The 17923-nt window shown below is 56.7% G+C and carries 15 protein-coding genes and 1 pseudogene; 4 read left to right on the top strand and 12 right to left on the bottom strand.

The annotated features are described in order from the left end of the window. Positions 1 to 75 precede the first annotated feature (75 nt). Together ACI7MX_RS18855 and ACI7MX_RS18850 are read left to right on the top strand one after the other, a co-directional pair. Entirely contained in the window at positions 76 to 1188 is a 1113-nt protein-coding gene (locus ACI7MX_RS18855) for a PepSY-associated TM helix domain-containing protein (RefSeq protein WP_314485668.1), read from the top strand. Continuing rightward, positions 1185 to 1361: a hypothetical protein gene (locus ACI7MX_RS18850; protein ID WP_314485669.1), complete on the top strand. Its 177-nt coding sequence runs from the start codon at positions 1185 to 1187 to the stop codon at positions 1359 to 1361. The genes ACI7MX_RS18855 and ACI7MX_RS18850 overlap by 4 nt, the downstream gene beginning before the upstream one ends. Positions 1362 to 1494: 133 nt before the next feature. Here the strand turns inward: ACI7MX_RS18850 and ACI7MX_RS18845 are convergent, their stop codons facing one another. Beyond that, positions 1495 to 1995: an ATP-dependent zinc protease gene (locus ACI7MX_RS18845; RefSeq protein ID WP_314485670.1), complete on the bottom strand. Its 501-nt coding sequence runs from the start codon at positions 1993 to 1995 to the stop codon at positions 1495 to 1497. Between the two features lie 182 nt (positions 1996 to 2177). Between ACI7MX_RS18845 and ACI7MX_RS18840 the strand changes: the two genes are divergently transcribed. Next, positions 2178 to 3065 (top strand): acyltransferase, encoded by an 888-nt coding sequence (locus tag ACI7MX_RS18840; RefSeq protein WP_314485671.1) that lies wholly within the window; start codon positions 2178 to 2180, stop codon positions 3063 to 3065. A 3-nt stretch (positions 3066 to 3068) separates the two neighbouring features. On the opposite strand, the gene ACI7MX_RS18835 is transcribed toward ACI7MX_RS18840, so the two are convergent. Beyond that, the gene (locus tag ACI7MX_RS18835) at positions 3069 to 3626 is read right to left on the bottom strand and encodes a DUF2780 domain-containing protein (protein ID WP_314485672.1); all 558 of its coding nucleotides are present in this window, start codon (positions 3624 to 3626) and stop codon (positions 3069 to 3071) included. A 236-nt stretch (positions 3627 to 3862) separates the two neighbouring features. Between ACI7MX_RS18835 and ACI7MX_RS18830 the strand changes: the two genes are divergently transcribed. Beyond that, entirely contained in the window at positions 3863 to 4864 is a 1002-nt protein-coding gene (locus tag ACI7MX_RS18830) for an RHS repeat-associated core domain-containing protein (protein ID WP_405590648.1), read from the top strand. 142 nt (positions 4865 to 5006) lie between these two features. On the opposite strand, the gene fdhA is transcribed toward ACI7MX_RS18830, so the two are convergent. The 10 genes and pseudogenes from fdhA to ACI7MX_RS18780 form a co-directional block, all read right to left on the bottom strand. Next, entirely contained in the window at positions 5007 to 6203 is a 1197-nt protein-coding gene (fdhA, locus tag ACI7MX_RS18825; RefSeq protein ID WP_153377957.1) for a formaldehyde dehydrogenase, glutathione-independent, read from the bottom strand. Between the two features lie 105 nt (positions 6204 to 6308). Continuing rightward, a complete protein-coding gene (gene purU / locus ACI7MX_RS18820) occupies positions 6309 to 7166 on the bottom strand; it encodes a formyltetrahydrofolate deformylase (RefSeq protein ID WP_314485675.1) in 858 nt (285 codons plus the stop codon). Positions 7167 to 7367: 201 nt separating this feature from the next. Then, entirely contained in the window at positions 7368 to 8000 is a 633-nt protein-coding gene (locus tag ACI7MX_RS18815) for a sarcosine oxidase subunit gamma family protein (protein WP_314485676.1), read from the bottom strand. Between the two features lie 12 nt (positions 8001 to 8012). Then, positions 8013 to 11030, bottom strand: a complete 3018-nt coding sequence (locus ACI7MX_RS18810) for a sarcosine oxidase subunit alpha (RefSeq protein WP_405590653.1) — start codon at positions 11028 to 11030, stop codon at positions 8013 to 8015. Continuing rightward, positions 11027 to 11359, bottom strand: a complete 333-nt coding sequence (locus ACI7MX_RS18805; RefSeq protein WP_405590656.1) for a sarcosine oxidase subunit delta — start codon at positions 11357 to 11359, stop codon at positions 11027 to 11029. Before ACI7MX_RS18805 ends, ACI7MX_RS18810 begins: the two co-directional genes overlap by 4 nt. 14 nt (positions 11360 to 11373) lie before the next feature. Continuing rightward, positions 11374 to 12624, bottom strand: a complete 1251-nt coding sequence (locus tag ACI7MX_RS18800) for a sarcosine oxidase subunit beta (protein WP_122784113.1) — start codon at positions 12622 to 12624, stop codon at positions 11374 to 11376. Between the two features lie 22 nt (positions 12625 to 12646). Further along, positions 12647 to 13900: a serine hydroxymethyltransferase gene (gene glyA, locus ACI7MX_RS18795; protein ID WP_405590659.1), complete on the bottom strand. Its 1254-nt coding sequence runs from the start codon at positions 13898 to 13900 to the stop codon at positions 12647 to 12649. A gap of 152 nt (positions 13901 to 14052) precedes the next feature. Beyond that, the gene (locus tag ACI7MX_RS18790) at positions 14053 to 14703 is read right to left on the bottom strand and encodes a hypothetical protein (protein ID WP_405590662.1); all 651 of its coding nucleotides are present in this window, start codon (positions 14701 to 14703) and stop codon (positions 14053 to 14055) included. Between the two features lie 445 nt (positions 14704 to 15148). After that, on the bottom strand, positions 15149 to 15922 hold the full coding sequence (locus ACI7MX_RS18785) for a hypothetical protein (protein WP_405590665.1): 774 nt from the start codon (positions 15920 to 15922) through the stop codon (positions 15149 to 15151). Between the two features lie 323 nt (positions 15923 to 16245). Continuing rightward, positions 16246 to 17923, bottom strand: a pseudogene (locus tag ACI7MX_RS18780) (hypothetical protein); the annotation flags it as partial.

Genomic DNA, 17923 nt, shown 5'->3' with positions numbered 1-17923 from the left:
ACGCTGCAACCGGCAGGACTTGTCACAGCAAGCCTTGCCGGCTTCAATGCACACCTGCGTCAACTTTGGATTTTCATGAAAAGCAAAACGATCCGTCGCTGGTCCTTTATCCACACTTGGACCAGCCTGATTTGCACCGCGTTTTTGCTGATGCTGGCATTGACCGGCCTGCCCTTGATTTTTTCCCATGAAATCGATCACGCGCTGGGCGACAGCCCCGAGTTGCGGGAAATGCCGGCCAATACGCCGCACCTGAACCTGCAACAACTGGTCGACGCGGCCAAAGCCCATCGCCCCCATGACGTGATGCAGTACTTCGGCAGTGATGACGACGATCCCAACGCGGTGTTTGCCATCATGGCCGCAACGGCCGGCACCGAACCGAATTCGTCGCACACCTTCATGCTCGATGCCCGCACCGGCGAAGCGCTGGAAGTGCCTTCGGCCAACGGCGGCCTGATGATGTTCATTCTGCGCCTGCACGTGGACATGTTTGCCGGTTTGCCGGGCAAACTGTTACTGGCCTTTATGGGTATTTTGTTTGTATTGGCGATCGTCTCCGGCACGGTGCTGTACCTGCCGTTTATGCGCCGTCATGAGTTCGCCACGGTGCGCACTGACAAGTCCAAGCGCCTGCGCTGGCTCGACCTGCACAACCTGCTGGGCGTCGTCACCCTGACCTGGGCGCTGGTGGTGGGCGTGACTGGTGTGATCAGCGCCTGCGCCGACTTGATCATCGATGCCTGGCGCAACGACAGCCTCACCGCGATGATCGAACCCTATCGCGATGCGCCGCCGCTGACCCACCTGGCACCCGCCACCTCCCTGCTGGACATCGCCGACCGTGCCGCGCCCGGTATGCGTCCGGACTTTATCGCCTTTCCCGGTACACGGTTTTCCAGCGAGCACCATTACGCGGTCTTTATGAAAGGCAACACGCACTTGACCGCCCACTTGCTGACTCCGGTTTTGATCGACGCCAGCACCCTTGAGGTTACAGCCGTGGGTGATCGCCCGTGGTACATGGACGCGATGGGCATGTCGCAGCCGCTGCACTTTGGCGACTACGGCGGCATGGCGATGAAAATCCTCTGGGCTGCACTCGACCTGTTGACCATCATCGTGCTCGGCAGTGGTTTGTATTTGTGGTGGGTACGACGCCGCGCCGCAAAGGAGAACGCCCGATGAGACCGCGTCAGTCGAGCTTCTGGAAGGTGTTTTCCATTCCGCTGGCGATTGGACTGGTCAGTCTGATGGGCTTGTTCAGCGCGCTCCTGGGCGATGGTGCCTGGGATGTGCTGAGCTGGATTGGCCTGGGAATTCCGGTGTGGATCAGTGTGCGGGGGTTGATTAAGCGCTGATTGAGCCCTCACCCTCACCCCAACCCTCTCCCAAAGGGAGAGGGAGCTTAAGCGGGGGTGAGGTCAATTATGTGCTCACTGCAGATCAGCCCCCTCTCCCTCCGGGAGAGGGTTGGGGTGAGGGCTGATTTGATCAACAATCAGGCTTGTCCGCCGTATAGCGACGCGCCGGGTTGACCGCCGCGCCAAACTCGCGCAACGCCTTTGCACCTATCAACAACGGGTAATTGAAGCTACTGCGGTCGGTGAGGTTGACCTCCACCGTGCGCTTCACATTGCCCAGGCACATTTCCAAATCGACCACCGGACGCTTGGCGCTCACCGCTTCGTCCTTGTCTTCGTCTTCGTCCGCGCGGCTTTTGATTTTGCTGATGCGTGACACTTTGTGTTCGTACACCTTGCTGCTCGCGCCCTCAGTCGCTAACTGGAAGCTCACCCACTCATCGCCATCGCGGGTGAAGGTTTTAATATTTTTGGCCGACAACGAGGCGGTCAACGCACCCGTGTCCATCTTGGCCTTAAGGGTTTCGCCGATTTCAGGCAGCTTGATGTACTCGTAACGCCCATAGAGGGTCGGCTCGGCAGCCATCACCGGCAACGCCAACAGGGACAACACGGCGAGAACAGACTTCATAGGGCAGTTTCCTTTAAAGAGTGCAGGTTAGACCCCAAGAATAAATTAGGTTCGCAGCCTGCGGCAGTGGTCACGTAAGCAACATAACAATGGGGCCGTGAAAGATTCGTCTGCCCGCCTGATTTGGCGTTCGCCGCGTGTCTGCTTATGATGGCCCGTTCTTAATCGCTCAAGAGTTCTTTATGCGCCGCCTGCTCACCGGCTGTTTGGTCACGCTGTTATTGCTGTGCAACACCCTGATCCTGTTCGGGCCATTGATGCTGTTTGCCTTGCTCAAACTCCTCTCACCGGGGCGTCTTCGCGACTACAACTCGTGGGCCGTGATGTGGATTGCTGAAACCTGGTCAGAGATCGACAAACGCATTTTCGCCCTGTGCCTGCCCACGCAATGGGACATCCGCGGGGCCGAGGGTTTGAGTCGCGACACCTCGTATCTGGTGATCAGCAACCATCAATCGTGGGTGGATATTCCGGCATTGATGCAAGGGCTGAACCGACGCACGCCGTTCTTCAAATTCTTTCTGAAAAAAGAACTGATCTGGGTGCCCTTTCTGGGGCTGGCGTGGTGGGCGCTCGATTACCCATTCATGAAGCGCTACTCCAAGGCGTTTCTGGCCAAGCACCCGGAGCTCAAGGGACAAGACCTGAACATTACCCGGGCCGCCTGCGAGTTGTTCAAACGCCAGCCCGTGACCATCGTCAACTACCTGGAAGGCACCCGCTTTACCCCGGCCAAACGTGCTCAGCAACAATCGCCCTACACCTACCTACTCAAACCCAAGGCGGGCGGCGTGGCCTTTGTATTGGCAGCAATGGGCGAACAGCTGGATGCCGTGCTCGACGTCACCGTGGTCTATCCACAGGCGAGGATTCCGGGTTTTTGGGATTTGCTCAGCGGGCAAGTGCCCAAGGTCATCGTCGATATACAGACGCGCGAGCTGGACCCGGCGCTATGGGAGGGGGATTACGAGAACGATCCGCAGTTTCGTGAGCATATCCAGAGCTGGGTCAACCAGCTCTGGATCAAGAAGGACCAGCGCATCAGCACCTTGCGTGCCGAGCGCGGTTAGGCGTTAAACGCCCCAGGCGCTGCTCAGCTTGCTCAGCAGCGAGGTGCTGACGTTCTGCCCCTTGAAGTAGTCCAGCAACACCGGCGCAAACTTGGCAACCATGCCGTCTTGCATGCCCAGCGCGGTAAACGCAGCGTTCAATTGGTCTGTGTTGGCCACATTGCTCACCGCGTTGGTCGCGGTCTCGGACACACCGCTGGACTTGCCCAGCAGGCCGCCCAATTGGCTCAGCTGGCCCAAGGCACCGTTGCCTGCCAACTTGTTAACGCCTGGCACTTGCTTGGCCAGCTGGGAATAGTCACTGCTCGATAGTTCGTTTTTTGCCAGGCTCAACATCGCACCGACGCCACCGGCCGCTTGCTCAGGTTTGACACCCAGCTCATTGACCTTGCTCAGCAACTGAACAGCCTGCGCCGACTTGTCAGTAGTAGCGCCATTACCGTTTGCGCCCTGCACCTGAGCAGCGATACCCGCCACGTCACTCATGCTGAAACCGGCAAACACCGGGCTTGCTGCCACGGTCATCAAGGTTGCCAGTGCTACGCCGCTCAATTTTTTCATCGTAAAAGCCTCTAGAACCAAAAAGCCGCCCACAGACCACAGAGCGACAAAACTGTGAGTTTGACCCAAAAGCCTGGCAGATGTTCCCAAGTGCCACTATTGGATCAAACGGCGCGCAATCTTAAATGAAAAAAGCGCGATCTGCGGCATACCCGCCCATCAGTCCTGCCAGCTATACACATTGCAGGCGCCAGTGAATGCTAAACGTTCCCTAGACCTGCATTTCGGAACACCTTATGTCACCTCTCAGCAAAAATACTGTAGGCCACTTTGTCTACGACCCCCTTGATCGGTTCATCGGCGTAAACGCCACGTTGCTTTTCTACAATCAAACCCGACTCGCGACCGAGATTGAGGGCGAGCGTAAAAGTTGCCTCTTCGAATACGACGCTCAACCGCTAGCGTTACAACAGGACGGTGCCACTTCCACACTACTGGCCACGGACATGCAAACGTCTGTGCTACACAGCGTCAGTGCTGACGGCACACAAGAGGCACACGCCTACACACCGTTCGGTCATCAAAGCGGTTTAAAGACGCTGCCCGGCGTGTCCGCCTTTAATGGCGAGCGACCTGACTCGGTGACCGGGCATTATTTATTAGGGCAGGGTTATCGAGCGTATAACCCGGTCTTGATGCGGTTTAACATCACGGACAGTTTGAGTCCGTTTGGTGAGGGCGGGATTAACGCGTATGCATATTGTAATAATGATCCTACTAACAAAGTTGATCCGACGGGTCACATACCCAACATATGGAAGGCCTTAAAAAATGTATTTGGAAGAATACCTAGAAGGTTGAGGACAAACGCAAGTAATGTGGCAACAATGCCGCCCCAGAGCAGCCAGATTGCTCAAGAATCAAACCCCCATTACACAAACATCATTAGCAAAATAGATTACGATATTGAAGAATATAATATATTTTTGCCAACACCCAAAGTGGATAACTTACCCAGTCATCCTCCCGCCTATACACGAGGCACATTTGCCCCTGAAGCTTCATTTGCAGCTCACACTCAACCCCCACCCAGTTATAAATCAGCAACCCAGCTCATTAGCTATAAAGACGCTTCAAAAGTTCCAGCACCTGCTCGCACTGGGCGTGTGTGGAAGGGGTATCCAGAATTTGCTCCCAGGTTTATGCCTTCAACAATGAGCTCTCGGCGTAGAGGCATATTCATGCAACATACCATGAGAGATTTTCATATTCAAAACGGATTTTTTCGGCAGGGTTAAACATGCCTAATTAATATCAAAATCATTCAACAGCCGCTCTCTTGCACCTTAATAAATCAGGTGCAAGATTTAACTATGGCTATTCGCCTACCCATGATCCTTTTGCATACTTTTCATATAGCCTTATCCATCTGAGCAAGGACTACACACTAAACAATTTATGCGGATCAATCACAAACTTCTTCGGCACCCCGGCATCAAACTCGCCATAACCGCGCGGCGCCTCGTCCAGGCTTATCACCTCGACGCCGACAATATCGGCAATCTTGATCCGGTCCCACATGATGGCCTGCATCAGTTGGCGGTTGTATTTCATCACCGGGGTTTGGCCCGTATGGAAGCTGTGTGACTTGGCCCAGCCCAGCCCAAAGCGAATGCTCAAGCTGCCCATTTTTGCGGCAGCGTCCACCGCTCCCGGATCTTCAGTTACGTACAGCCCCGGAATACCGATTTTGCCCGCTACCCGCACCACGCCCATCAATGAGTTGAGCACCGTAGCTGGCGCTTCGTGTTTAACCCCGTCATGGCCATGACCGCGGGCTTCGAAGCCCACCGCATCAACCGCACAATCCACTTCCGGCTCACCCAGCAACTCGGCGATTTGTTCATGCAACGGGGTGTCTTTGGACAGATCGGCAATTTCAAACCCCTGTGCCTTGGCGTGGGCCAGACGGATCGGGTTCACATCGCCGACAATCACCACCGCCGCGCCGAGCAAACGTGCTGAAGCCGCAGCGGCCAGCCCCACCGGGCCGGCACCGGCGATATACACCGTGCTACCCGGCCCCACGCCCGCCGTGACGGCGCCGTGGTAGCCGGTGGGCAGAATGTCGGACAGGCAGGTCAGGTCGCGGATTTTTTCCATCGCGGCGTCGCGGTCAGGCAGTTTGAGCAGGTTGAAATCGGCATAGGGCACCAATACATATTCAGCCTGACCGCCGACCCAATCGCCCATGTCCACGTAACCATAAGCGCCGCCGGGACGGGCCGGGTTGACGGTCAAGCACACCCCGGTGTTTTGCTCCTTGCAACTGCGGCAGCGTCCGCACGCCACGTTGAACGGCACCGACACCAGATCGCCGACTTTCAAATGCTCCACATCACGCCCGGCTTCAATCACCTCGCCGGTGATTTCATGGCCCAGCACCAACCCGGTTTGCGCCGTGGTACGGCCACGCACCATGTGCTGATCGGAGCCACAGATATTGGTCGACACCACACGCAGAATCACGCCGTGGTGAATGGGTTTGCCTTGAGGGTTTTGCATCTTCGGAAAAGGAATGCTCTGCACTTCAACCTGGCCATTGCCCAGGTACACCACACCGCGATTGTCAGCCATCGTATTTGCCCTTGTTGTTATTGGAGGGCAGTTGCTGGCGGCACGCCATGAGCCGCAAGCAGTCTGCTTTGACTTGCTGCGTTGAGCTTAGAACGTGCCGCTGCTTCACAGCACCACCGTACGACCTCCATTTAGGAAAACGCGCCGTTCAATGTGATAGCCCACCCCACGCGCCAGCGTCTGGGCTTCGATGTCGCGGCCCTTGGCGATCAAGTCTTCGGGGTAGTGGCTGTGATCGACCACCTCAACGCCTTGCGCAATGATCGGGCCTTCATCGAGGTCGTTGTTGATGTAATGCGCGGTCGCGCCGACCAGCTTCACGCCCTTCTCATACGCTTGGTGATACGGCTTGGCCCCTTTGAAACCGGGCAGCAACGAGTGATGGATGTTGATCGCTTTGCCATCCAGCTTGCGGCACAGCTCGGGTGACAGGACTTGCATGTAGCGCGCGAGAATGACCAGCTCGGCGCCGGTGTCCTCGATCACTTGCCACACCTTGGCCTCTTGCGCGGGCTTGTTGGCCGGGTCGAGGGCAAAGTGGTGGTAGGGAATGCCATGCCACTGGGCGAGAGGCTGCAGATCCGGGTGATTGGAGACCACGGCCACCACGTCCATGGACAATTGGTCGATGCGCTGGCGGTAGAGCAAGTCGTTAAGGCAGTGGTCGGCCTTGGACACCATGATCACCACTTTAGGGCGGTGGTGCGGGGGTGTCAGTTCGAACGTCATGCCGAAGGCTTGGCTGCGTTCCTGCAAGCCAGCGCGAAATTCATCTTCGTTAAAACCGTCAGGCTGGCGGAACTCGACCCGAATAAAAAAGCGCCCGGCGCGTTGGTCGTCAAAGGAGTGGTGCTCGGTGACGTAGCAACGATGCTCGAACAAGTAACGCGTCACCGCATCCACCGTGCCCAGCATGCTGGGGCAATCGGCGGTGAGAATCCAGGTGTCGGGGGCACGGCTCATGGGTCATTCCTTGTTGTTATGGATGAAAAGCAAAGCCCCTCACCCTAGCCCTCTCCCGGAGGGAGAGGGGACTAAAAGCAAAGCAGATGTATGCAACACCACTCATCAGCCCCCTCCCCCAAAGGGTGAGGGGACTAAAAGCAAAAGCAGATCAGCCCCCTCTCCCTCCGGGAGAGGGTTGGGGTGAGGGCCAGCCGTCACTCAGGCCTCAACGCTTAGCCCAAACTCAGCCGCCGCATCCTGCAACCATAGCCACCAATACTCCGAAAAGCTGCGTCTAATCAGTAACTCCCACGTGTCTTCAGCGGTATGGCGAATCACCAGCTGCGACTTGGCGAACACCGTGCCCACCGCCTTGCCCACCGGAAAGTTGTCCGGGTGCACGTCATAACTGGTGGACTTCATCAGCACCTCGCGCACCTTCGGCCCGCTCAGCTCCAGCAACTGCTGGCCGCCACTGACGTTGACCACCGAAATATGCAGTCCCGCCAGCGCCGCCCGCAGCGCCTGCTCCGCCGCAAACTCCTGACCACCGGGAACAATCAGCAACCACTCATCCGGCCCCATCCATTGCAATGAAGAGTCACCTTTAGCCACCAAACTCAAAGCCACCGGTAATTCCAGGCCCAGCGCCTTGTGCACACCTTCGGCAAAAGCCGGGTCCTTGGCATCGCCCCGCAAGGTCAAATGGCCCAACAGTTTTTTCTCGCGCACCGTCACACCGGGGTTTTGCCGGCCTTTACCGATCAGCCGGGAAAGGTCGGTGTGGTGCAACGACGATTCGGCTTTTGCACCCGGATCCGGGCGTTGTTGGTAAACATTGGCTGTGGTCATGTGATCACCCATTCAAATATTCTGCCGTTCGCCTTTCGGGTCGAAGAACACCGAAGACACAATTTCAGCTTCGATCACGCTGCCATCCACCTGCGGTGAGAACACCCGCTCGCCAATGCGCTTGAGCCCGCCCTTGACCACACCCATCGCAAACGAATACCCCAGCGAGTTATGGGCGTAGCTGGAGGTCACATGGCCGACCATCGTCATCGGGATCGCTTGCTTGGGGTCGAACACCAGTTGCGCGCCTTCAGGCAGCCATTTGCCCGGATCAACCGGCTTGAGGCCCACCAGTTGCTTGCGCTGCTCACGTACACAGTCTTCGCGATTCATGCCACGCCAGCCGATCCACGAAAACGGCTTGGTCCTGCCCACACACCAGCCCATGTTCAAATCGTCCGGGGTCATGGAGCCGTCGGTGTCCTGACCGACGATGATGAAACCTTTCTCCGCACGCAGCACGTGCATGGTTTCGGTGCCATACGGCGTCAGGTTGTACGCTTTGCCCGCCTCGACAATTTTCTCCAGCACGCCCATCGCGTAGTCAGCCTGGATATTGACCTCGTAAGACAGTTCGCCGGTAAATGAGATACGGAACACCCGCGCGGGTACACCGCCGACCAGCCCTTCTTTCCACGTCATAAACGGGAACGCTTCGCGGTCCAGATCAATGTCAGTCACTTCGCTCAGCAGCATGCGGCTATTCGGGCCGGACAAGGTCAGCGTCGCGTAATGGTCCGTAACCGACGTGAAATACACCTTCAGCTCGGGCCATTCGGTCTGTTGATACATTTCCAGCCACTGCAACACGCGGGCCGCGCCGCCGGTGGTGGTGGTCATCACAAAATGGTTGTCAGCCAAGCACGCGGTCACGCCGTCATCGAAGACCATGCCGTCTTCTTTGCACATCAGCCCGTAGCGGGCTTTGCCCACGTCGAGTTTGGTCCAGGCATTGGTGTAGACACGGTTGAGAAACTCCCGAGCGTCCGGCCCTTGAATGTCGATTTTGCCCAGCGTGGACGCATCCAGAATGCCGACGCTGTCACGCACCGCCTGGCATTCGCGTTTGACCGCCGCGTGCAGGTCTTCGCCATTGCGCGGGAAGTACCACGGGCGTTTCCACTGACCCACGTCTTCAAACTCGGCACCTTGTTTGACGTGCCAGGCGTGCAGCGCGGTGTAACGCACCGGCTCGAAGAGGTGCCCGCAATGGCGACCCACAATCGCGCCAAACGTCACCGGCGTGTAGTTGGGGCGGAACATCGTGGTGCCCATCTGAGGAATGGTCACGTTCAGTGAGCGGGCGGCAATCGCCAGCCCGTTGACGTTGCCCAGCTTGCCCTGATCAGTGCCAAACCCGAGCGCGGTGTAGCGTTTAACGTGCTCCACCGACTCAAACCCCTCACGGGTCGCCAGCTCGATGGCCGCTGCGGTGACGTCGTTTTGCAGGTCGACAAATTGTTTCGGGGCCCGCGCCGTACCTTTTTCATGGGGCACATGGAACAGCGCCAGCGTCGCTTCTTCGTAATGATTCAGGGCCTTGGGCAGCACGCCCTCGACCACCTTGAACCCCGCCTCGCTGGCCGCACGCACGCCGCCTTCAAAACCATCGGCCAGGCTGTCGCCCAAACCGTACACACCGTTGATGCCGCCCACGCACACGCGCTTTTGCGGCGCTTCGCCGGGGACAAAACCGAGGATGTCTTCACGCCAGGTCGGCTTGCCGCCTAAGTGAGAAGCCAAATGCACCACCGGGCTGTACCCCCCCGACGTGGCCACCAAATCGCACTCCAGCCATTCGCCGGGACTGGCGACCCTGTTCTGTGTCAGATCAATCGCCGCGACCCGCGCAGCGGTCACGTGCTTGCTGCCGCGCGTTTCAATCACTGCGCTGCCGGTCAGAATGCGGATGCCCTTGGCCCGTGCTTCTTCGACCAGCGCACCCCGTGGGTTACCCCGAGCATCGGCCACTGCCACCACGTTTCGACCCGCATCGAGCCAGTCCAATGCCACGCGATAGGCGTGATCATTGTTGGTGCTCAGCACCAGTTTTTTGCCCGGTGCCACGCCATAGCGACGGACATACGTCGACACCGCCCCCGCCAGCATATTGCCCGGCACGTCGTTGTTACCGTACACCAGCGGGCGTTCGCACGCCCCCGTCGCCAACACCACGCGCTTGGCGCGCACGCGGTGCAGACGCTGACGCACCTGGCCAATCGGCGCCCGGTCACCCAGATGGTCAGTCAGGCGTTCGTGAATAGTCAGGAAGTTATGGTCGTGATAGCCGTTCACCGTCGCCCGTGGCAACAGCACTACATCCGGTAGCGCTGTGAGTTCAGCCAGCACCTCAGCCACCCAGTCCATCGCCGGTTTGCCGTCCAGGCTTTCACGGCTGTCGAGCAGACTGCCGCCAAACTCTTCCTGCTCATCCGCCACGATCACTCGCGCACCGCTGCGAGCCGCTGCCAAAGCCGCCGCCAACCCGGCAGGCCCGGCGCCGACAACCAGCACGTCGCAATGGTGATTCATGTTGTCGTAGGTGTCAGGGTCATTCTGGGTCGGCGAGCGGCCCAGCCCGGCGGCCTTGCGGATGTACTTTTCGTAAGTCATCCAGAACGACTGCGGGTACATAAAGGTTTTGTAGTAGAAGCCGGGCGGCATCAACTTGCCGCCGACCTTGCCAAGAATACCCATCACGTCATTGTTAACGTTTGGCCAGCCATTGGTGCTGGTGGCCACCAGTCCTTGATACAAGGCTTGCTGGGTGGCGCGCACGTTGGGGATTTGTGTTCCTTCCGTGGCGCCGATTTGCAGCACCGCGTTGGGTTCTTCAGCGCCTGCGGCATAGATGCCTCGGGGGCGAGAATATTTAAAGCTGCGGCCGATCACATCCACGCCATTGGCCAGCAATGCCGCCGCCAGTGTGTCGCCTTCGTAGCCTTTGTACGATTGGCCATTGAAGGTGAATGTCAGCACTTTGGTGCGGTCGACACGGCCGCCGTTGGGCAAGCGATGGGTCTGGCTCATACTTTTTCTCCCAGCTCGCGGGGGGCGGTTGATACGACGGGCGCGGCCTGTTCGGTGAACTGCGGCTGAGTGCCGATCAGGTAAGTTTCAAGAATCTCGTACGTCACGGTGTTGCGCGTGGCGTTGAAAAACTGACGGCAACCGGCCACGTGGTTCCACAACTCGTGGTGCAGGCCGCGCGGGTTATCGCGGAAGAACATGTAATCGCCCCACTCCTTGTCGGAGCAGGCATTGGGGTCAAGCGGGCGCGGAATGTGCGCCTGGCCACTGGCGTGAAATTCTTCTTCGGAGCGCAGTTCGCCGCAATGAGGACAGAAGATATGCAACATGGGTGATTCTCCTGTTAGTGAGCGACGGCCGCCGCGCCGTGTTCGTCAATAAGGGCGCCGTTGTAAAACCGGTCAATGGAAAACGGTGCTGCCAGCGGGTGCATTTCGCCTTTGGCCAAACTGGCGGCAAACACGTTGCCCGAGCCCGGTGTGGCCTTGAAGCCACCCGTGCCCCAGCCGCAGTTGAAGAACAAATTCGGCACCGGGGTTTTCGAGATGATCGGGCAAGCATCCGGAGTGGTGTCGACGATGCCGCCCCATTGGCGGTTCATGCGCACGCGGGACAACACCGGAAACATTTCCACAATCGCCTGAATGGTGTGCTCGATCACCGGGTACGAGCCGCGCTGACCGTAGCCAACCCAGCCGTCGATACCGGCACCAATGACCAGGTCACCCTTGTCGGATTGGCTGATATAACCGTGCACGGCGTTGGACATGATCACGCTGTCGATAATCGGCTTGATCGGCTCAGAGACCAGCGCTTGCAGCGGGTGCGATTCAATCGGCAGGCGGAACCCGGCCTGACGCGCCATATGCCCCGAGTTACCGGCCGTGACCACGCCCACACGCTTGGCACCAATAAAACCCTTGCTGGTTTCCACACCGATACACACGCCGTTTTCCTTGCGAAAACCCAGCACTTCGGTCTGCTGAATCAAGTCCACGCCCAGCGCGTCTGCCGCACGGGCAAAGCCCCAAGCCACGGCATCGTGTCGGGCCACGCCGCCGCGCCGTTGCACAGTGGCGCCGATAATCGGGTAGCGGGTATTTTTGGAGCAATCGAGGTAGGGAATTTCGTCCGCCACCTGCTTGCCATTGAGCAACTCACCGTCCACCCCGTTAAGGCGGTTGGCGCTGACCCGGCGCTCGGAGTCGCGCATGTCTTGCAGCGTGTGACACAGGTTGTAGACACCGCGCTGCGAAAACATCACGTTGTAATTCAAGTCTTGCGACAGACCTTCCCACAACTTCATCGCGTGTTCGTACAAGTGCGCCGACTCGTCCCACAAATAGTTGGAACGCACGATGGTGGTGTTGCGCGCCGTATTACCGCCACCCAGCCAGCCTTTTTCGACCACGGCCACATTGGTGATGCCGTGCTCCTTGGCCAGGTAATAAGCCGTGGCCAACCCGTGACCGCCACCGCCGACAATGATCACGTCATAGACCTTTTTCGGGGTCGGTGTGCGCCACATCTTCTGCCAGTTTTCGTGGTGGCTAAGGGAGTGTTTGAAGAGGCCGAAGCCTGAATACCGTTGCATAGGGATTACTCCAAAACCGCGCTCAGCGATAAACCGGGAAGTCTTTGCACAGGGACGTCACCTGACGTGCCACATCGGCCTCGATATCGGCATCGCCGAGGTGATCGAGGATGTCGCACATCCAGCCTGCCAGCTCCGTGCACTGCGCCACTTTGAAACCGCGCGTCGTGACCGCCGGGGTGCCGATGCGCAGACCCGAGGTTACAAATGGCGATTGTGGGTCATTCGGCACTGCGTTTTTATTCACCGTGATATGGGCCCGGCCCAGCGCGGCGTCGGCGTCCTTGCCGGTCAGGCCCTGACGGATCAGGCTGACCAGAAACAAATGGTTGTCCGTGCCGCCCGACACCACGTCATAGCCGCGTTTGATAAACACATCGGCCATCACCTGTGCGTTGTCGATCACCTGTTTTTGATAGGTTTTAAAACCCGGCTCCTGCGCCTCTTTAAAGCACACCGCCTTGGCTGCGATCACGTGCATCAGCGGGCCGCCCTGGCCACCGGGGAACACTGCTGAATTGAGTTTCTTCTCCAGCGCTTCATTGGCTTTGGCCAGAATCAGCCCGCCGCGAGGCCCGCGCAGGGTTTTGTGGGTGGTGGTGGTCACGACATCCGCGTAGGGCAGCGGGTTCGGGTACAAGCCAGCCGCCACCAGACCGGCAACGTGGGCCATATCGACAAACAAATAGGCACCGACTTTGTCCGCAATCTGGCGAAAGCGTGGGAAATCGAGGGTTTTGGAGTAGGCCGAGAACCCGGCAATGATCATCTTCGGTTGATGCTCGACGGCGAGTCGCTCCACCTCGTCGTAATCAATCAAACCGGTGGCGGTGTCGATGCCGTACTGCACCGCGTTGTACAGCTTGCCTGAGAAACTGACACTGGCGCCGTGGGTCAAATGCCCGCCGTGGGCCAGACTCATGCCCAGCACCGTATCGCCCGCATTCAGCAACGCCAGATAGACCGCCGCGTTGGCCTGACTGCCGGAGTGCGGTTGCACGTTGGCGTAATCGGCCCCGAACAACTGCTTGGCGCGGTCGATGGCCAGCTGCTCGACTTTATCCACATGCTCACAACCGCCGTAATAGCGCTTGCCGGGGTAGCCTTCCGCATACTTGTTGGTCAGGCCGCTGCCTTGTGCCTCCATCACCCGCTGACTGGTGTAGTTTTCCGAAGCGATCAACTCAATATGGTCTTCCTGACGCTGATCTTCGGCCTTCATCGCGGCCAACAAAGCGTCGTCGTAACCCTGAATCTGATCCTGCTTGCTGAACATGACGATTCTCCCAGCGCCAGCGCGCCCTTGGTCTGTGGGGCTATTGCCCGTTGAGACCGATGGTAGGGCGGGTGCGCAAGAATCAAATGCCCACGGACGCCACGCAATGGTGCGTTTACGACATGGCCAACCTGTGCGCCCTCTTCACAGGCTCAGGCGCTGCGCGGCGGATTCGGATCGTTGCGGTACACCTCGGCAAATACCTCTGTAATCGGGGTACGCGGGTAGCGCTTGATCAGGGCATTGACCTTGGCGCTCAGTCGCAACAGTTCACTGCTCGGTTTGGCCCATTGTTCAGGCGGCAGCGGCTCGGACCATGCTTGCATGACTGGTGGCAATGCCCGACGGCCGACCTTGGCGATGCGTTTTATTTCCCATTCCACCAAATTGTTGGGCAGCGTCCACAGCGTCATCACGTGGTAGACGTACCAAAAGAAAGCATAAATCCGGCCCACTTCCTTTTCGCGCAGGCGCCGATGCAAACTGGCGCGGGCATTGCGGAAGGTGTGAAGGCCTTCGTGAGGCGGGTCGCCGGGTTCTTGCAGTCCGAGGGGATCTTGAAGGGTCGAGAGGTCGTTGAGTTCGTATTCCATATACCCGCGAACTGCCTCCCAGTTGGAAATTGCCAACTGCACACTGCCGCACTGGAACTCGACCCGGACTAACTCCCCCTCATGCTCAAACCCCATGCCCATGCCGTATTGGCGGGTGACACCGTATTGGCTGGCGCCTTGAGCTTGCACGACCCACGCGGACAGCGATTCCCAGGGGACGAACAAAGGTTCAGTGGCGCCATCAGGCATAAAGCACACTTCCCGGCGCTGACGGTTGAAACGGGTGGGGATAACTTTGGTGAAGAGGTTGTGATGATATAACCAGATTATAAAGAATAAGGCTGAAATAAGAGTCCACATGCCTAGAGCAGTTTCCCAAGATGCCCAGAAAATACCCTGAACGGACTCCCAACTTCTTATTAAGCTAGCATCCAATGCAAGCCCCATCAAACCACCTATAAGAGGGCCACCAAATGCCACAAAACACGATAATGCAAACGGAATACCTAAATTAAACTGATACGTGAATACTTTAGGCTCTCCGTCTCCAAAATCCATAAAAGTATCGTTATAACCACTGATATAGGGACAGAATGGAAGCTCACTGGTTGGCAAAGGCAAGGGGGCTAAATAAGTTTGACGGCCAGAGGGGAAATATTCGACATCGCCCGTGCGCTTACCCCCGGATGTATTTTTAAGCTCTACTGTCATTGCGATACACCTCGGCATATACCTCAGTAATAGGCTTACGCGGGTAGCGTTTGATCAGGGCTTTGACCTTGGCGCTCAGTCGCAACAGTTCACTGCTGGGCTTGGCCCATTGTTCAGGCGGCAGCGGCTCGGACCATGCTTGCACGGCTGGCGGCAACGCCCGACGGCCTACCTTGGCGATGCGTTTTATTTCCCATTCCACCAACCGGTTAGGCAGCGTCCACAGCGTCATGACGTGGTAGACGTACCAAAAGAAAGCGTAGATCCGGCCAACTTCCTTTTCGCGCAAGCGCCGATGCAACCCGGCGCGGGCATTGCGGAACGTGTGAAGGCCTTCGTAAGGCGGGTCGCCGGGCTCTTGCAGTCCGAGGGGATCTTGAAGGGTAGAGAGGTCGTTGAGTTCATATTCCATATAGCCGCGAACCGCCTCCCAATTGGAAAACGCTAACTGCACACTGCCGCACTGGAATTCAACCCGGACTAACTCGCCCTCATGCTCAAACCCCATGCCCATGCCGTACTGGCGGGTGACACCGTATTGGGTTGCGCCTTGGGCCTGAACGACCCATGCGGACAGCGATTCCCAGGGGACGAACAAAGGTTCAGTGGCGCCATCAGGCATAAAGCACACTTCGCGACGCTGACGGTTGAAACGGGTGGGGATGACTTTGGTGAAGAGGTTGTGATGGTAGAGCCAGATAACGAGAAATATGGCTGAGAAAAAAAACCAAGATATAAATGCGTAATGCCAAGACACCAAGAATATCCCCTTAACAGATCCCCATCCGTCCTGAAAGGTATCTCCTAACATCAACATCAAAAGCCCACCTAAAAGAGGTATTCCAAATGCTACGAGACAAGAAAACGTAAATGGCACTCCCAAGTTGAATTGATACGAAAAAACTTTCGGCTGCCCTCCTCCGAAATCCATAAATGCATCGTTATAACCACTGATATAGGGACAGAATGGATGCTCACTGGTTGGCATAGGAAAGGGGGCTAAATAAGTTTGGCGACCCGAAGTGAAATATTCGACATCTCCTGCGCGTTGAATAACATTATTTTTAATCGGCAGCGGTTTCATTGCAACTCATCCAATTCAAGTACTTGAACTTCAACCAAAACTATTTCTGATGCGAACGTATGACGGTCAGCCGAAGGGAAACGTCCTTTTTCCAATGCATTAAATCGGATATGATACGTCTGTTCGCTCACTCGCTCATTTTTATCCCAGGATTGAAGATTAATCTTGACCAATAACTCTTCAGAAACTTTACCCAGCACAACCTCAGAATTTAGCGGGTAAATCAACTTTATTAACAAAGGGGAGCCTTGGCCTTTCTTCTCTTGCTCACTGACCACCCTTGATAAGTTCGCATGCAACTGTTCAGTTACACTTTCAAATTGCTCCACAAGTGCGTTCTTATAGCTCTGATTGATCGTTGTAATGCGTTGAGCCCCAATCATCAAAGCATGACGCTTTATCCCTACTAATGGCACTTGGAAAGTAGATATATCCAACCCGGGGAAAACCAGAAATATTTCTCCTGCCTTGGTATTGGGTAACATTTTCCGCCAATATGACTCATCTGCACTATCTCTTATTTCCACAAAGGGTGCTTGTAACAACGCTGTGAGGGAGTTATGAAATTCTTCCAAACTTAGGTCTTTTCGTTTTTCTAAATTCTGACTCCAAGGCAGAGACTGTAACCATTGGTCGTGAGCACTGGTGTTATACCGGTTATACAGCCACATCCCCGCTAATTCCAACAACGTAAACACCCCCCCCATCAAGCTGACACGAGCAAATACGGATGACAGGCGTGCCCCCCATAACTCTAAGGTGGCCTTTCGAGCAACTATGTTGTTAGCCTTCAGCAACTCATAAGATGCGATGGCTAAGTTACCACCTCCATAAGCATTACCTACTGCTAAGCCACCGGAAGCAATCATGGTTAGTATGGCTCCGTTTTGTGCACCACGATTACCGTTACGTACTGCTTGCACCCAGTTGTTATGGTAGGTGTGCAAGCTGACTAACGCGGCAAGAAAACCAAATAAATATGCACCCGCCCCTAAGCCGACGTGCAACTTACCTATTGTGACGTTCAAACGACTAAGAGCATTCGATTGTAGACTCTTACCCAAAACTTTTGCCTGCGCACTAAGTGCCGTATCAAATACACCTTGAGCAGCAGCAAACCCTGCGGCTCCAGTTGCCAATATTGCATTCGTAAACCCAGTCCACTCCCGCTCATGTACAGGCAAAGTTCTTCTCTCTATAGACACCTGAACCAAATTCACCGCCTGCGCCACAAACAGCAACAACGCCGCCCCATCCCCCAGCACATTCAATGCCGGCGCATTTTTCACGCCATTGCGAAAGTCCCTCATCAACCCGGCGGCTTGCCGTTGGCCTTCGTTCGGGAAGATGACCGTCAACCCGGCGCGCTCGGGGGTTGCCCCGAACAGCCGTGCCTGTTCATCCGGCAGTTCCACTATCGGGCTGATACTTGCTGCCAGGCGTTTTTCGCCCGAGTCCAATTGCCAGTTCAGATAATTAATCTTCTGCTGAACTTCAACCGATTGAGCCGATGTATGCCCCTTTCCCCCTTTACTCCGAGCTATCCGGTTGGCTTGTTTACGCTCGCGTTTAAGCTTCCTCATTTCAGCCCGTTGTTTGAGTACTTCTTGCAGCGTGTAGCGCAGGCTGGCTTTTTCTTCCGGGGTGGCAAATTTAAAGGTCACGCCTTCGGTT

The organism is Pseudomonas sp. 2024-210 (genome assembly GCF_045062345.1).
Taxonomy (GTDB): Bacteria; Pseudomonadota; Gammaproteobacteria; order Pseudomonadales; family Pseudomonadaceae; genus Aquipseudomonas.
This window is presented reverse-complemented; position numbering and strand designations above follow the sequence as displayed.